Origin of the sequence: Cryobacterium glaciale (assembly GCF_004402535.1) — a bacterium.
GTDB lineage: Bacteria > Actinomycetota > Actinomycetes > Actinomycetales > Microbacteriaceae > Cryobacterium > Cryobacterium glaciale.
Map to the genome: position 1 here is coordinate 88,988 of NZ_SOEY01000019.1, position 14,360 is coordinate 103,347.

General features: G+C 67.7%; 12 protein-coding genes. 5 read left to right on the forward strand and 7 right to left on the reverse strand.

Going from position 1 to position 14,360, the window contains the following annotated elements; all coding sequences use genetic code 11:
- Window positions 1-5 precede the first annotated feature (5 nt).
- The 3 genes from E3O06_RS09685 to E3O06_RS09695 are packed head-to-tail and all read right to left on the reverse strand — an operon-like array spanning window position 6 to window position 4,856.
- Window positions 6-1,172, reverse strand: coding sequence for an acyl-CoA dehydrogenase family protein (locus E3O06_RS09685; protein ID WP_134503163.1), 1,167 nt, complete (start codon window positions 1,170-1,172; stop codon window positions 6-8).
- On the reverse strand, window positions 1,172-3,244 hold the full coding sequence (locus tag E3O06_RS09690) for an acetyl/propionyl/methylcrotonyl-CoA carboxylase subunit alpha (RefSeq protein WP_134503165.1): 2,073 nt from the start codon (window positions 3,242-3,244) through the stop codon (window positions 1,172-1,174). Before E3O06_RS09690 ends, E3O06_RS09685 begins: the two co-directional genes overlap by 1 nt.
- Before the next feature lie 4 nt (window positions 3,245-3,248).
- Complete coding sequence (locus E3O06_RS09695; protein ID WP_134503167.1) at window positions 3,249-4,856, reverse strand: carboxyl transferase domain-containing protein; 1,608 nt, start codon at window positions 4,854-4,856, stop codon at window positions 3,249-3,251.
- Between the two features lie 80 nt (window positions 4,857-4,936).
- On the opposite strand from E3O06_RS09695, the gene E3O06_RS09700 reads away from it, so the two are divergent.
- Window positions 4,937-5,536: an SACE_7040 family transcriptional regulator gene (locus E3O06_RS09700; protein WP_134503169.1), complete on the forward strand. Its 600-nt coding sequence runs from the start codon at window positions 4,937-4,939 to the stop codon at window positions 5,534-5,536.
- 68 nt (window positions 5,537-5,604) lie between these two features.
- On the opposite strand, the gene E3O06_RS09705 is transcribed toward E3O06_RS09700, so the two are convergent.
- The 4 genes from E3O06_RS09705 to pdhA form a co-directional block, all read right to left on the reverse strand.
- Window positions 5,605-6,267, reverse strand: coding sequence for a VOC family protein (locus tag E3O06_RS09705; protein ID WP_134503171.1), 663 nt, complete (start codon window positions 6,265-6,267; stop codon window positions 5,605-5,607).
- A gap of 213 nt (window positions 6,268-6,480) precedes the next feature.
- Complete coding sequence (locus E3O06_RS09710) at window positions 6,481-7,899, reverse strand: dihydrolipoamide acetyltransferase family protein (protein ID WP_134503173.1); 1,419 nt, start codon at window positions 7,897-7,899, stop codon at window positions 6,481-6,483.
- Complete coding sequence (locus E3O06_RS09715) at window positions 7,896-8,855, reverse strand: alpha-ketoacid dehydrogenase subunit beta (protein WP_241980068.1); 960 nt, start codon at window positions 8,853-8,855, stop codon at window positions 7,896-7,898. Before E3O06_RS09715 ends, E3O06_RS09710 begins: the two co-directional genes overlap by 4 nt.
- A 98-nt stretch (window positions 8,856-8,953) precedes the next feature.
- Complete coding sequence (pdhA, locus tag E3O06_RS09720) at window positions 8,954-10,069, reverse strand: pyruvate dehydrogenase (acetyl-transferring) E1 component subunit alpha (protein WP_134503177.1); 1,116 nt, start codon at window positions 10,067-10,069, stop codon at window positions 8,954-8,956.
- Window positions 10,070-10,200: 131 nt separating this feature from the next.
- On the opposite strand from pdhA, the gene E3O06_RS09725 reads away from it, so the two are divergent.
- The 4 genes from E3O06_RS09725 (at window position 10,201) to E3O06_RS09740 (ending at window position 14,358) form a co-directional block, all read left to right on the forward strand.
- The gene (locus tag E3O06_RS09725; protein WP_134503179.1) at window positions 10,201-10,665 is read left to right on the forward strand and encodes an Lrp/AsnC family transcriptional regulator; all 465 of its coding nucleotides are present in this window, start codon (window positions 10,201-10,203) and stop codon (window positions 10,663-10,665) included.
- 182 nt (window positions 10,666-10,847) lie between these two features.
- A complete protein-coding gene (locus E3O06_RS09730; protein ID WP_134503181.1) occupies window positions 10,848-11,333 on the forward strand; it encodes an NADH-quinone oxidoreductase subunit B family protein in 486 nt (161 codons plus the stop codon).
- Entirely contained in the window at window positions 11,330-13,408 is a 2,079-nt protein-coding gene (locus tag E3O06_RS09735) for a proton-conducting transporter transmembrane domain-containing protein (protein WP_134503183.1), read from the forward strand. The genes E3O06_RS09730 and E3O06_RS09735 overlap by 4 nt, the downstream gene beginning before the upstream one ends.
- Complete coding sequence (locus E3O06_RS09740) at window positions 13,405-14,358, forward strand: respiratory chain complex I subunit 1 family protein (protein ID WP_134503185.1); 954 nt, start codon at window positions 13,405-13,407, stop codon at window positions 14,356-14,358. Before E3O06_RS09735 ends, E3O06_RS09740 begins: the two co-directional genes overlap by 4 nt.
- Window positions 14,359-14,360: the final 2 nt, after the last annotated feature.

The following is a 14,360-nucleotide window of genomic DNA, read 5'->3' on the forward strand; positions in this document are numbered from 1 at the left end:
CCAGGTCAGGCCGTGAAACCGAGCGACCGGGCGATGACCATGAGCTGCACCTCGGTCGTACCCTCGCCCAGTTCGAGCACTTTGGAATCACGATAGTGCCGGGCGACCGGGTTTTCATTCAGAAAACCGTAACCGCCGAAGATCTGGGTGGCGTCCCGGGCATTGTCCATGGCGGCTTCGCTGCCGATCATCTTGGCGATCGACGCCTCCATCTTGAACGACGTGCCGTTGATCATTTTCAGCGCCGCGTCGTAGTAGGCGAGGCGGGCGCTGTGTACCCGCGCCTGCATGCGTGCCAGTTTGAAGGCGATGTGCTGGTTGGATCCGATGGCGCGACCGAACACGTTGCGGCTCTTCGCGTAGCGCACCGACTCGTCGAGGCAGCCCTGCGCCGCCCCGGCGCAGAGCGCGGCGAAGGCGATGCGGCCCTCGTCGAGGGTCTGCACGAAGTTGGCGAAGCCGCGGCCGCGCTCGCCGAGCAGGTTCGCTTCGGGTACCCGCACGTTGTCGAAGAGCAGCGGATGCGTGTCGGAGGTGTGCCAGCCGACCTTGTCGTAGGCGGGCAGTACGGTGAAACCGGGTGCCGGGGTCGGCACCAGGATGGCGGTGAGTTCTTTTTTTATCGAACCGTCGGCGCGGGTGGACTGGCCGGTGACCGCGGTGACGGTGACCAGCCGGGTGATGTCGGTGCCGGAGTTGGTGATGAACTGCTTGCTGCCGTTGATCACCCATTCGCCGCCCGTCAGTTCTGCGGTGGTCTTGGTGCCGGCGGCATCGGAGCCGGCATCCGCTTCGGTGAGGCCGAACGCGGAGAGAGCCTTGCCGCTCGCGAGCAGCGGCACCCACTCCTGTTTTTGTTGTTCGGTGCCGCGACGGTAGACCGGCATGATGCCAAGGCCCACACCGGCTTCGAGGGTAACGGCGATGCTCTGGTCGACGCGTCCGAGTTGTTCGACAGCGAGGCAGAGCGAAAAATAGTCGCTACCCTGGCCGCCGTATTCCTTCGGGAACGGCAGGCCGAACAGGCCCATCTCACCCATCTGGGCGATGATGCCGTATGGCAGGCTGCGTTTGGTGTCGTACTCGTAGGCGGCCGGAGCGACGACGGTGTCGGCGAAGTCGCGAACCTGGTCGCTGAGGTCCTGCTGGCTGGGGCTGAGTTCGTAGCTCATTATAGATCTCCCTGGTCTGGGGTAGCGGCGGGTTCCGCAGGCGTGGGTTCACGGGGCGTGGGTTCAGCGGCAACGCTCGCGACGATCTGGTCGAGGCGCACGAGATCGCCGGGGGCGACGCTGATCGTGACGGTTCCCGCGTGAGGCGCCACGAGTTTGTGCTCCATTTTCATGGCCTCGATAGTGGCGAGGGTCTGCCCGGCAATCACGAGGTCTCCGGCGCTGACCGGCACGGAAACGACGGTGCCCGGCATCGGTGAACGCACCTCGGGTTGAAACGCGCCGGCCACCCGGTTCCGCCCGGCGAGCTGTTCAGCCAGTAGTTCGGCGCGGCTGGGCAGCAGCAGGTCAAAGGCGACACCGTCGTGGCCGAGATGGAGGTGCCCGGTGGTGCGCGCCAGGTCATAGACGCGAGTTTCTCCCTCGAACTCCACTCGCACGCGGCCGGCGTCCACCGGCGCGAGGCGGCCGATGGCCGGCGCGCGGTCGCCGACGCGAACGGATGCTGCGCCCGGCTCCCCGAGAACAGCCACGCTCAGGATCCCGCCACCGTCCACCCCGAACTCATACCGGGCGGGACGGTGCTCGCCCAGGCGCCAGCCGCTCGGCCGCTGCCAGACCGAGGTCGCCGCATCGGCCGCGGCAGCGTGCAGCAGCAGGGCCGCTGCCGCGAGCACGTGGTCGTCGGCCCGCCGAAAGGCGAGGTGCGGCAGGGTGCGCTCGATCAGCCCGGTGTCGAGCTGACCGGCCCGCACCGCCGGTTCGTGCAGCAGCAGACGGAGATATTCCAGATTGGTATGTACTCCGAGCACCAAGGTGTCGGCGAGGGCACGATCAAGGCGCGCGATGGCGGCAGCCCGGTCGGGGCCCCAGGCCACGACCTTGGCGAGCATCGGGTCGTAGGCGCCCCCGATTTGCAGGCCAGGCAGCAGGGCGCTGTCGACGCGGATGCCGTCGCCGACGGCCTCGCGCAGGGCCAGTACGGTGCCGGTCATCGGCAGAAAGTCGCGGTCGGGGTTCTCCGCGTAGACGCGCGCCTCGATCGCATGCCCGCCCAGACATATATCGCTTTGCGCGAGCCCGAGCGGCTCCCCCGCGGCTATGCGCAGCTGCCAGTCGACCAAGTCGACGCCGGTGACGAGTTCGGTGACCGGGTGTTCAACCTGCAGTCGGGTGTTCATCTCCATGAAGAAGAACTCGTCGGGAGCGTCGGCGGCGACCAGGAATTCAACGGTACCGGCTCCGCGATAGTCGACGCTGCGGGCTGCGGCGCAGGCGGCCTCACCGATGCGGGCTCGGGTCGCCGAGTCGAGCAGCGGTGAGGGAGCTTCCTCGATGACTTTTTGGTGGCGGCGCTGCAGCGAGCACTCGCGTTCGCCGAGGTGGATGACGGCGCCGTAGTTGTCGGCCAGCACCTGCACTTCGATGTGCCGGGGAGTGGCGACGAGTCGTTCCAGAAAGAGGGTGTCGTCGCCGAACGCGCTCGCGGCCACGCGGCGCGCGGTGAGCAGGGCGTCGGGGAGTTGGTCGGCGCTCTCGACGACCTGCATGCCCTTGCCGCCGCCGCCGGCGGAGGGTTTGATCAGCAGCGGGTACCCCACCTCGGCGGCAGCCTCGACGAGCTGCTCGTCGGTGAGCCCCGGCCGCGCGATTCCGGGAATGATCGGCACCCCGAAACCGGCAACGTGATTCTTGGAACGGATCTTGTCGCCCATCACAGCCAGCGCGTTTACGCTCGGCCCGATGAACACGATGCCGGCGTCGGCGCAGGCCTGCGCGAAGGCCTGGTTTTCGCTGAGGAACCCGTAGCCCGGGTGAATGGCCTGCGCGCCGGTCTGCGCGGCGGCATTGAGAATTGCGTCAATGCTGAGGTAGCTCTGGGCCGGGGCGGCGGGGCCGATGCGCACCGCGGCATCCGCCAGCTGCACGTGTCGGGCGCCTACATCGGCGTCACTGTAGACGGCAACCGAGCGGATGCCCCGCTCCCGCAGGGTACGCAGGATGCGGCAGGCGATCTCGCCGCGGTTTGCGACGAGCACGGTGGTGAAGTCTGTGGTGAAGTCAGTGGTCATCGGGTCACATCCGAAACAGGCCGAAGGCGGGTTCGGGCAGGGGAACGGCGGAGCAGACGTCCAGGGCAAGGCCGAGCACGGTACGGGTGTCGGCCGGGTCGATGACGCCGTCGTCCCAGAGCCGCGCGGTGGAATAGTAGGGACTGCCCTGCTGTTCGTACTGGTCGGTGATCGGCTGTTTGAACGCAGCTTCTGCCTCGGCCGACCACTCGTCACCACGCGCCTCGATCTGCTCGCGTTTCACGGTCGCGAGCACCGCTGAGGCCTGCGGGCCGCCCATCACCGAGATGCGGCTTCCCGGCCACATCCAGAGAAAGCGCGGCGAGTAGGCGCGGCCGCACATGGAGTAGTTGCCGGCGCCGAACGACCCGCCAATGACGACGGTGAGTTTGGGAACGCGCGTGGTGGCGACGGCGGTGACCATTTTGGCGCCGTGCCTGGCGATGCCGCCGGCCTCGGCGTCCTTGCCGACCATGAAGCCCGAGATGTTCTGCAGGAAGATCAGCGGGATGCCGCGCTGGTCGCACAGTTCGATGAAGTGGGCGCCCTTCTGCGCAGACTCGGCGAACAGGATGCCGTTGTTGGCGACGATACCCACCGGGTGACCGTGCAGGTGGGCGAATCCGGTGACCAGGGTACTGCCGAACTCCATCTTGAACTCGTGGAACTCGCTCGCGTCGACCAGCCGGGCGATGACCTCGCGCACGTCGTAGGACTGCTGCACGTCGACCGGCACGGCGCCGTACAGTTGATCGGCGAGCGCCGCCGGTTCACGCATGGGCAGCACCGGCCAGGCCGACGGCTCGGGCGCGGGCAGGGTCGCGACGATGTCGCGCACGATTTGCAGAGCGTGTTCGTCGTTCTCGGCGAGGTGGTCGGTGACGCCGGAGACGCGGGAGTGCAGTTCGCCGCCGCCGAGTTCTTCGGCCGAGACGATCTCACCGATCGCGGCCTTGACGAGGGGAGGTCCGCCGAGGAAGATCGTGCCCTGGTTCCGCACGATCACGGTCTCGTCGCTCATTGCCGGAACGTACGCGCCGCCGGCGGTGCAGGAACCGAGCACCGCGGCGATCTGCGGAATGCGGGCGGCGGACATCCGTGCCTGGTTGTAGAAGATTCGGCCGAAGTGCTCACGGTCGGGAAAGACCTCGTCCTGCCGGGGCAGGAAGGCTCCGCCGGAGTCGACCAGGTAGACGCACGGCAGCCTGTTCTCGAGGGCGATTTCTTGCGCACGCAGGTGTTTCTTGACCGTCAGCGGGTAGTAGGTGCCGCCCTTGACCGTGGCGTCATTGCAGATGACGAGCACCGGACGATTGTGCACGAGACCGATTCCAACGATGACTCCCGCGCCGGGGCTGTCGTCGTTGTAGACACCGGTGGCGGCGAGCGGTGCAATTTCAAGAAAAGGGCTGCCCTCATCGAGCAGCCGGTCGACGCGTTCCCGGGGCAGGAGTTTTCCGCGGGCGACATGCCGCTGCCGGGAGGTCTCGGGGCCGCCGAGGGCCGCCAGGGCGAGGCGCGCGCGAAGGTCGGCGACGAAAGCGCGCTGCGCGGTGTCGTTGGCGCGAAAGGTGGGGGCGGTGTGGTCGAGCTCACTGGTGAGGACGTTCATCGCCGGCTGTCTCCTTTGACTGGGCGCCAATCACAGTTAATGATTGGTAACTCAATTTAGGTTAGCTAGTATTAACTGAAATGTCCAGTGATGAAGGAACCACGCCGCGCAGCCGGGCCAAGGCCGACCGGCGCACCGCCCTGCTCACCGCGGCGGCCACCCTGTTTGCCCGCTCGGGCTTCAACGGGGTGTCGATCGAGGACCTCGGTGCCGCCGTGGGGGTGAGCGGACCGGCGGTCTACCGCCATTTCAGCGGCAAGCCGGCCGTACTCGCCGCCCTGCTGATCGACGTGAGCGAGGATCTGGTCATCGGGGGTGGTGCTGTGGTCACGGCGACAACGGATGCCGCAGCAGCCCTACAGGGTCTCGTACGCTTTCACGTGGATTTCGCCCTGGCGAACCCCGACGTGATCCGCGTGCAGGACCGCGACCTCGACAGCCTCGCCGAGTCGGACCAACACCGGGTGCGGGCGCTGCAGCGCGAATACGTGGAACTGTGGGTGCACGTGTTGCATCGAGTACACCCGGCAGCCGACGAGACGAAGCTGCGCATTCGCGCCCACGCCACATTTGGGCTGCTGAACTCGACTCCGCACAGCGCGCGCGCCTCGGCGCAACCTGCCGTGCGCGCCCTGCTTGAGGAAATGGCGCTCGCCGCCCTCGGCCTGCCCGCCGCTTAACAATCCCGGGGGCGCGGGTAGTGAGAGCGCCGCAACGTTCACGAGCGTAGCAAGCGCCCGGGAGCGAGTCAGAAGGCGGCGGTGCAGACGCAGAGTTCATTGCCCTCGACGTCGGCGAGAACCCACCAGTCGGGCGCGTGTTCGTCGGTGAGCAGCACGCCGCCGCACAAGAGCACGGCCGCGACCCGGTCTTCGGCGTCATCGCTCGGAACGTAAACGTCGAGGTGGATACGGTTGCGGTCGGTACGGGCGATCTCCATGTGCTGGAACCAGACCTTGGGGGCGAGGCCGCGCGGATCGACCAGCTCGATGCCATCGTCGCCGGCGACCTCGGTGTAGCCGAGGCCCGCCCGCCAGAATGGGCGCACGGCATCCGCGTCGATGCAGTCGATCGCGATGTCGTAACGCGTCGGCTGCGCGAGGTGGGCCGTGGCTCCGAGGGTGTCGGCGAGCTGCTGCACGCGGGCCGCAAGCTCGAGATCGCGACTGGTCACTCCCCCGGCATCGTGCGAGGTCAGCACGAGCGACACCGTGCCGTAACCGAGGCGCACGTCGGGGTGGTGGTTCAGTGCCTCGGCGACCGCGCCGATGCCGTTGACGAGGTCCAGAGCCGACACGAAGTCTTTCGTGCCAAACGTTGCGTGCAGGCATCCGTCAAGATGCACGAAAGCCGTGCCCGCCAGCTGCGTCTTCGTCGAAAAGGGGGCGAGAAGTGCACCATGAGCGTTCATACCTCCACTTTCCTCCGCTGTCGTACCCCGGTCAATCGTCCATCTGGCGCATAACTCCTGCAATCTGCAGGGCCGAAAAACCCAGCCCCCGGAATTCCGCGGAACTTTCCGGTTGGTTTTACAAATTGCAGGAGTTATGCGCAACCCGTGGGTAGGGACGGGCGGTGCCGGGAATGGTGGCAGAACTGCCGGTGGTGAGGAGGCCGGGAGGCGTCAGACCATGGCCAGCACCCGGGCCGGGTCGGCGAGGATGGTTCCGATGTCGGAGAGAAAGCGGGACCCCTGCTCGCCGTCGACCAGGCGATGGTCGAATGACAGGCTGAGGGTGAGCACCTTGCGCAGCGCGACCTGCCCCCGATATGCCCACGGCTGAGAGCGGATGCTGCCCAGCGCGAGGATCGCCGCCTCGCCCGGGTTGAGAATGGGGGTACCCGCGTCGATGCCGAACACCCCGATATTGGTGATGGTGATCGTGCCGCCGGACAGCGCCGCCGGGGTGGTCGTTCCGGCCCGGGCGGCCGTGGTGAGTTCGGCGAGCGCGGCGGCCAGGCCGCGCAGGTCGAGCCGGTCGGCGTCGACGATGTTCGGCACGAGCAGGCCACGCGGGGTGGCCGCGGCGATGCCGAGGTTCACGTGGTGGAACTGCACGATCTCGCCGGCCGGCTCATCCCACCGGGTGTTCACCGCGGGGGTGCGGCCGACCGCCAGGCAGAGCGCCTTGGCCACCACGGCAAGGATGCCGATGCCGGCGTCGGCAAACTGGCGGTCAGCGCGCAGGGAATCGAGGAGCTCGACGGTGGGGGTGACGTCGATGGTGAGGAACTCGGTCACGTGCGGCGCCGTGAACGCGCTCTGGACCATGGCAGCCGCGGTGATTTTGCGCAGGCTCTTGATCGGCGTGCGGCTCTCGCGCTCCAACGTTTCGGGCCTGGACCGGTCGGGCGGAGCCCCGGGCAGACCGGCCGCCGGCACCGACTCCGTGAGGTGGGCACGCACGTCGTCGCGGGTGATCAGGCCGTCGCGTCCGGTTCCGGTGACGGTGGTCAGGTCGATCCCGAGGTCGCGGGCCAGCGCGCGCACCGGCGGCGTCGAGCGCGGGCGCTCAACAGCGGATGCTGCGGCGGGCGCCACCTGGTCCGGCGCGGCATCCACTGCCGTGGGCGGTTGCGAGGATAGCGCTACCGGCGTATCCCGGTCAGCTGGAGCAGCCGGATCGGGCGCAGGCCGGTCGGCCACGACCGCAGGGCCGCCACCCGGCCGGGCTCGACGCTGGGGGTGGCCGCCGCGCTCCACGGCGGGACCATAGCCGACCAGGTTGGCCTCGCGCTGCTGCACGGGCGCTTCGACCGGGGCTGGAGCATCCACTGCACCGGTGTCAGGGGTATCCGGCTCGCCGCCGATGTCAAAGCTGACGATCGGTTCGCCCACGTGCACGACGACCCCCGCCGGCTGGTGCAGCACGCGCACCACCCCGGCGAACGGGCTCGGCAGTTCTACGACCGCCTTGGCCGTCTCAACGTCGGCGATGTGCTGGTTGAGCGTGACCTCGTCGCCCGGCGCCACCAGCCAGGCCACGATCTCGCTCTCGGTGAGCCCCTCACCGAGGTCGGGCAGCTTGAAGATCTTGATCATCGTCGCCCCATGACCCGGTCGACGCCGTCGAGGATGCGGTCAAGGTCGGGCAGGTGGTGGCTTTCGAGCTTGGCCGGCGGGTAGGGCACGTCGAAGCCGGTCACCCGTACCGGCGCGGATTCCAGGTAGCTGAAGCAGCGTTCGGTGACGGTCGCGATGATCTCGCCGCCGAGACCACCCGACTGGGCCGCCTCGTGCGTCACGACCAGACGCCCGGTCTTACGAACGGATGCCTCCACCACCGCGTAGTCCACCGGTGACAGCGAGCGCAGGTCGATGACCTCAATCGACACGCCCTCGTCCAAGGCGGCGAGCGCCGCGTCGCGCGCCGTGGACAGGAGCGCACCGTAGGCGAGGAGCGTGACGTCCGTTCCTGGACACACGACGACGGCCTGGTCCATCGGGGCACCCAGCTCGGGCACGACCTCGCCCTTCACGTGGTAGCGACGCTTGGGCTCGAAGTAGAGCACCGGGTCATCGCTCGCGATGGCCTGCCGGATGAGACTGTAGGCATCCTGCGCGTTGGAGACGGCGATCACGCGTAGGCCGGAGGTGTGGGTGAAGTACGCCTCCGGTGATTCGGAGTGGTGTTCGGCCGCTCCGATGCCGCCGCCGAACGGCACTCGGATGGTGATCGGCATGCGCACGGCGCCCTGGGTGCGGTAGTGGAATTTGGCGACCTGGCTGACGATCTGGTCGAAGCCGGGAAAGATGAAGCCGTCGAACTGGATCTCGCAGACCGGCCGGTAGCCGCGGTAGGCGAGGCCGACCGCGGTGCCGATGATGGCGGATTCGGCGAGCGGCGTGTCGATGACCCGGCGAGCGCCGAACTGGGCGAGCAGGTCGCTCGTCACCCGAAAGACACCGCCGAGGGCTCCGATGTCTTCGCCGAGCAGCACGACCTTGGGGTCGTCGAGCATGGCCTGGCGCAGGCCCTCGTTGATGGCCTTGCCCATGGTAAGGGTTTTCGTCTCGCTGAGCGGGGTGGGAGTCGGCGCGGTGAGGCCGGGAACGGTCGACACCGTGGCTGGGGTCATCAGGGTGGTCATGGTCATCACGCCTTTCCGTTCTGTTCTAAACCGCTCTGTCCTGCGCCGCCGAAGCTCGTGAGATACCCGGCGTAGTCGGTGCGCTGGCGTTCGAGGGTGGCGTTGGGGGTGACGTAGACGTGGTCGAACACGCTCAGCGGCTCGGGGTCCGGCATGCCGATACAGCCGGCGCGCAGTTCGGCGGCCGCATCGTCGGCGAGAGCCTGGGTGGCCGCCTCGGAGTCGGGGGTGATCTCCCCCAGCGTCGTCAGCAGCCGGTGCAGGCGCAGCAGGGGGTCACGCGTCTTCCACTCGGCGAGTTCGGCCGGGTCGCGGTAGCGGGTGGGGTCATCCGCTGTGGTGTGCGGCCCCATGCGATAGGTGACGGCTTCGATGAAGGTGGGGCCGCCGCCGGTGCGGGCTCGGTCGAGGGCGATGCGGGTGGCTGCCATGACCGCGATCACGTCGTTGCCATCGATGCGCAGGCTCGGGATGCCGAAACCCGGCGCGCGATCGGCGATGTTGCGGTGCGCCTGCACCCCGACCGGTTCGGAGATGGCCCACTGGTTGTTCTGGCAGAAGAAGACCACCGGCGCCTGGAAGCTCGCCGCGAAGACCATGGCCTCGTTGACGTCGCCCTGGCTGGTGGCGCCGTCACCGAAGTAGGTGATGGCGACGGAGTCGACCTCGTCGCGCTGGGCACCGAGGGCCCAGCCGGTGGCGTGCAGGGTCTGCGCGCCGATGATGATTGCCGGGGTGGCCATATTGACCGTGTACGGGTCCCAGCCGGACTGGGCGTTGCCGCGCCAGACCTTGACGATGTCGGTGAGGTTCACGCCTCGGCAGTAGGCGACCGCGTTCTCGCGGTAGCTCGGAAAGATGAAGTCGTCACTGCGCAGGGAGCGGGCGGAACCGACCTGCGCGGCTTCCTGGCCGAGCAGCGGCGGCCACAGGCCGAGTTCGCCCTGGCGTTGCAGGGCGGTCGCCTCGGTGTCGATGCGGCGCACCACGACCATGTCGCGGTACAGCGCGAGCAGGGCCGGGCCATCGAGGTCTTCGACCCACGGGTCGAATTCGCAGGCCGGTATCCGCTCGCCGCCGAGCGAGAGGAGTTGCACCGGCTGAGACGAGAAATCAATCATGGGTCGCTCCGAGCGTCATTGCTAAAGTTGACGTGAGCCTATGTCGACCCGACAGGGAGCACAACCACTTCCAAAAATAGTGAGCAGAGTGCCCTATTCAGGCGCGGCAGACCGTGTTAATGTTTTGCACTATGTACAGCCTTGACAAGACCGACACAAAGCTCCTCCAGGCGCTCTCCGCCGACCCGCGCAGCACATTCGTCGCGCTCGCCGACACGCTGGGTCTATCCCGCAATACCGTGCAGGCCCGGATGAAGCGATTGGAAGATTCCGGAGCCTTTCTCGGCTTCGATCGCCGCATCAATCCGGCCGCGCTCGGCTACCCGCTGACCGCCTTCATCGAGGTGCACGTGCAGCAGAAAAGGCTCGCCCAGATCGTCATCGACCTCGCGTTGATCCCCGAGATCGTGCAGGCGCACGGCATGAGCGGGCAGGCTGACCTGCTCGTGCGGGTGGTCTGCACGGATGCCGCCGATCTATTCCGTATCGACGGAACGATCCTCGCCTGCGACGGGGTCGAACGCACCGAGACCTCGCTCGCGATGGGCGAGGTCATCCCCTATCGCCTCACGCCGTTGCTCGACCGCCGCGGGTAGCCGGATCTATTTGCTAAATTCTTCATATAGTTATATAAAGAAGTAATGAAGTTATTTGCGCTGGTAGTCTTGCACTCAACCAGACGCACCGCAGAATCCGTCGCCTGCCCAACACCTTCGACTTTCGCGCTCCCCACAGAAGGCACCAGCTTCGTGAACATGCATGCACACCGGGGACTCGTATGAGTTTCCTGCGATTGGCCACGCTCATTCGTCACGGCGCGCGCATCGCCGAACCGGCACCGCCCGCACCACCGTTGTTGGCCGGAGCCGAGGTCTTCGGCGGCAGTGTGCAGGTGCGCTTCATCAACGCCGGCGGCTGCAATGACTGTGCCCTCGAAGTGTCGGCCGCCTTCGGACCGGTCTACGACGTGGAACGCTATGGCGCCCGCCTGGTTCCCTCGCCCCGGCACGCCGACGTGCTCCTCATCGTCGGCAGCGTCACTCGCAACATGGCCGAGCCGCTGCGCCGCACGATCGAGGCCACCCCGACCCCCCGGTTCGTGATCGCCGTCGGTGACTGCGCCCTGCACGGCGGCGCCTTCCGCGACGGCTACGGCATCATGGGGCCGGTGTCCGACTTCGTGCACGTCGACATCGAGGTTCCGGGGAGTCCGCCGGAACCGGCCGATATCGTGCGGGCGCTGCGCCGGATGACCGGCCGATGACCGGCATCGGAGTCGGCCTGCTCCTGCACACCCAGACCGGAACGGGCCACCTACTGCAAACCGGCATCGGAGCCGGTCTGCTCCTGCAACTGGGCCTCGGCGCGCTGGCCGTCGTGAGCGCCCTCCTGGCGGCACCGTCCCTGCGGTCGCGGGCGGGGGGTATCCTCTGCACCCTCATCGCCGTGACCGGCTTTGCCACCGGCCTCGCCGCCCTGCTCGGTGCCACCGGAGGTCTGCTCATTCCGATCGCCCTGCCGATGGACCCGCTCCTGCTGGCCCCCGACCGCCTCGGCGGCCTGTTCATGCTCATCGTCTCCGGCGTCGGCATCCTCGTCTCGCTCTACTCGATGGGCTCCACTCGCGGGCCCGACGCGAGCCGCACCGCCTGGGTCGCCATGCCGGTGTTCCTCGTGGGCATGCAGCTCGTACCGGCCGCCACAGACTCGGTCTCATTCCTGCTGGCCTGGGAGATCATGACCCTCGGCTCCACCGTGCTGCTGCTGGCCGACCATGCCAGCCGCGCCACCGTCGCCTCCGCCGGCATCTGGTACTCGGCCATGTCGCAGTTGAGTTTCTTCTTCATCCTCGCCGGATTCGCCGTGCTCGCCGCAGCGTCGGGCGGAACCAGCTTCACCAACCTGCAGGCCATCGAACCCGGCTCCTGGGCGGCGAATGTGGCCTTTGTGCTCTTTTTGCTCGGTTTCGGCGGCAAGGCCGAACTCGTGCCGCTGCACGTGTGGGTGCCCCGGGTGCTGCCCGAAGCGCCCAGCCACGTCTCGGCCGCGATGAGCGGCGCCATGGTCAAGATCGGCGTGTACGGCGGCCTGCTCGTCTGCGTGCGCCTGCTGCCGGACGGCCCGGCCTGGTGGGGCATCGCGATCATGCTGGTCGGCGGCGCCTCCGCTCTCTACGGCATCCTGCAGGCCTCCGTGTCGAGCGATCTCAAGGTACTGCTCGCCTATTCGACGACCGAGAACATGGGTCTGGTCTTTCTCGGACTCGGAGCGAGCATGCTGCTGCGTGGTTACGACGCGCAAGCGGCAGCGGATGCCGCCCTCGTCGCAGCCCTGCTGCTCGCCGTCAGCCACGCCGCGTTCAAATCCACCCTGTTCCTCGGCGCCGGCGCGATCATCCACGCCACCGGGGAACGCAACCTGGACCGCCTCGGCGGGCTCGGTGCCCGCATGCCCGTGACCGCCGCCGCGTTCGGCATCGCAAGCCTCGGCGCCGCCGCCATCCCGATTACGAGCGGCTTCGTCGCCGAGTGGATGCTGCTGCAGTCACTCATCCACGGCGGTCGTCTCGACGGTGCGGTCGTCTCGGTCGCGGCATCCGTTGCCATGCCCCTCGCCGTCGCCGTGATCGCTCTCACCGCCGGCCTCGCCCTGCTCACCTTCGTCAAGGCCTACGGCATCGCCTTTCTCGCCCGCCCGCGCAGCAGTGCCGCAGCGGATGCCCGCGAGGTCTCGCCGCTCATGCAGCTGGCCCTCGTCCTCGGCGCGCTTTTCGTGCTCGCCCTGGGGCTGCTCCCCGGGCCGGTCGCCGCGCTCGTGGCGCACACGGTCAGCCCGAGCCCGACGGCCGCGGTCCAGGCGGTCGGCCTCGGCGGGGTGTCGCTGCCGGGCATCGGCGCGGTACTCGACCCGATCATGCTCGTCATACTGTCAGCCCTCGTCGCCATCCCGGTGATCGTGTCGATCATCGTGTCGGCCCGTCGGCATCCGCACCGCACCATCGACCTGCCCTGGGGCGGCGGCGGCTCCCGGGCGCGGCCGCGCATGCAGTACACCGCGACCTCCTACGCCGAACCGCTCGTTCGGGTCTTCGACGACGTGCTCAAGCCGTCGCGCGACGTGCAGGTCACCCATGTGGCCGAGTCGCGCTACCTGGTGGAACGGGTGCAGGTGGAACAACGCGTTTCTGACGTCTTCGAAACCCGACTGTACCGGCCCGTGCTCAACCTGTTCCAACGTTATGGAATCGTCGTGCGGCATGTCGCCAACGGCAGCATCCATCGGTACCTGTCCTACTCTTTCGTCGCTCTTCTGATCGTGCTGATTGTGGTCTCGCTATGAACGCCGCTTCGAGCGCCATCATCATCGCCTTCGTGCAGGTCGTGCTGTTCGTCTTCCTCGCCCCGCTGCTCATGGGTGTGATCCGCCAGGTGCGGGCCACCATCGAGGGTCGCGCCGGCGCCGGAATCTGGCAGCCGTGGCGTGACGTGCGCAAGCTGCTCGCCAAAGACCCGGTGCGCGCCGAAGGCAGCAGTTGGATGCTCAAGGCCGGGCCGGTCGCCCTGATGGTCTCGAGCCTGCTGCTCTGCGTGCTCCTGCCGCTCGTGGGAACCATCCCGTTCCCGTCCATTCCGAGCGACCTGTTCGTCATCGTCTCGGTCATGCTCATCGGCGTGGTCGCGCTCGCGCTGGTCGGGCTGGACGGCGGCACAGCGTTCGGCGGCATGGGTTCCAGCCGGCACATGACCGTCGCCGCACTCGTCGAACCGACCCTGCTGCTCGCGGTCTACGCCCTGTCGATCCCGGCCCAAACGAGCACCATCTCGGCCATCGTCGAAACCCGGCTGTTCTCCCCTGCGGTCATCATCTCTCCGGTCAGCGTGCTCGCCCTCGTGGCCCTGTCGATCGCGATCATGGCCGAAACCGCTCGGCTGCCCGTCGACAATCCGGGCACCCACCTCGAACTGACCATGCTGCACGAGGCGATGACTCTCGAAGCGAGCGGCCGCGACCTGGCCTGGCTCGAAGTCGGCTCCTGGCTGAAACTGGCCGCCCTGCTCGGCCTGGTCAGCAACCTGGTCGTACCGTGGGGTGTCGTCACCGATTTCAGCGCCCTCGGTCTCGCGATCGGCGTTGTCAGCATCGCCGTCAAGGTACTCGTGCTCGGTGTTCTGCTCAGTGTCGGCGAGATCTTTTTGGCCAAGGTGCGCCTGTTCCAGGTGCCCGAGCTGCTCGCCGGTTCCTTTGCCCTCGCCTTCCTGGCCGTCACCGCCTCCTACCTGGTCGCCTGAGG

Bases quoted from the DNA above. Each gene is read 5' to 3' on its own strand.
- E3O06_RS09710 (WP_134503173.1), bottom strand. From the start codon at position 7,899: ATGATCAAGATCTTCAAGCTGCCCGACCTCGGTGAGGGGCTCACCGAG.
- E3O06_RS09730 (WP_134503181.1), top strand. From the start codon at position 10,848: ATGAGTTTCCTGCGATTGGCCACGCTCATTCGTCACGGCGCGCGCATC.
- E3O06_RS09715 (WP_241980068.1), bottom strand. From the start codon at position 8,855: ATGGGCAAGGCCATCAACGAGGGCCTGCGCCAGGCCATGCTCGACGAC.
- E3O06_RS09740 (WP_134503185.1), top strand. From the start codon at position 13,405: ATGAACGCCGCTTCGAGCGCCATCATCATCGCCTTCGTGCAGGTCGTG.
- E3O06_RS09700 (WP_134503169.1), top strand. From the start codon at position 4,937: ATGTCCAGTGATGAAGGAACCACGCCGCGCAGCCGGGCCAAGGCCGAC.
- E3O06_RS09705 (WP_134503171.1), bottom strand. From the start codon at position 6,267: ATGAACGCTCATGGTGCACTTCTCGCCCCCTTTTCGACGAAGACGCAG.
- E3O06_RS09725 (WP_134503179.1), top strand. From the start codon at position 10,201: ATGTACAGCCTTGACAAGACCGACACAAAGCTCCTCCAGGCGCTCTCC.
- pdhA (WP_134503177.1), bottom strand. From the start codon at position 10,069: ATGATTGATTTCTCGTCTCAGCCGGTGCAACTCCTCTCGCTCGGCGGC.
- E3O06_RS09685 (WP_134503163.1), bottom strand. From the start codon at position 1,172: ATGAGCTACGAACTCAGCCCCAGCCAGCAGGACCTCAGCGACCAGGTT.
- E3O06_RS09735 (WP_134503183.1), top strand. From the start codon at position 11,330: ATGACCGGCATCGGAGTCGGCCTGCTCCTGCACACCCAGACCGGAACG.
- E3O06_RS09690 (WP_134503165.1), bottom strand. From the start codon at position 3,244: ATGACCACTGACTTCACCACAGACTTCACCACCGTGCTCGTCGCAAAC.
- E3O06_RS09695 (WP_134503167.1), bottom strand. From the start codon at position 4,856: ATGAACGTCCTCACCAGTGAGCTCGACCACACCGCCCCCACCTTTCGC.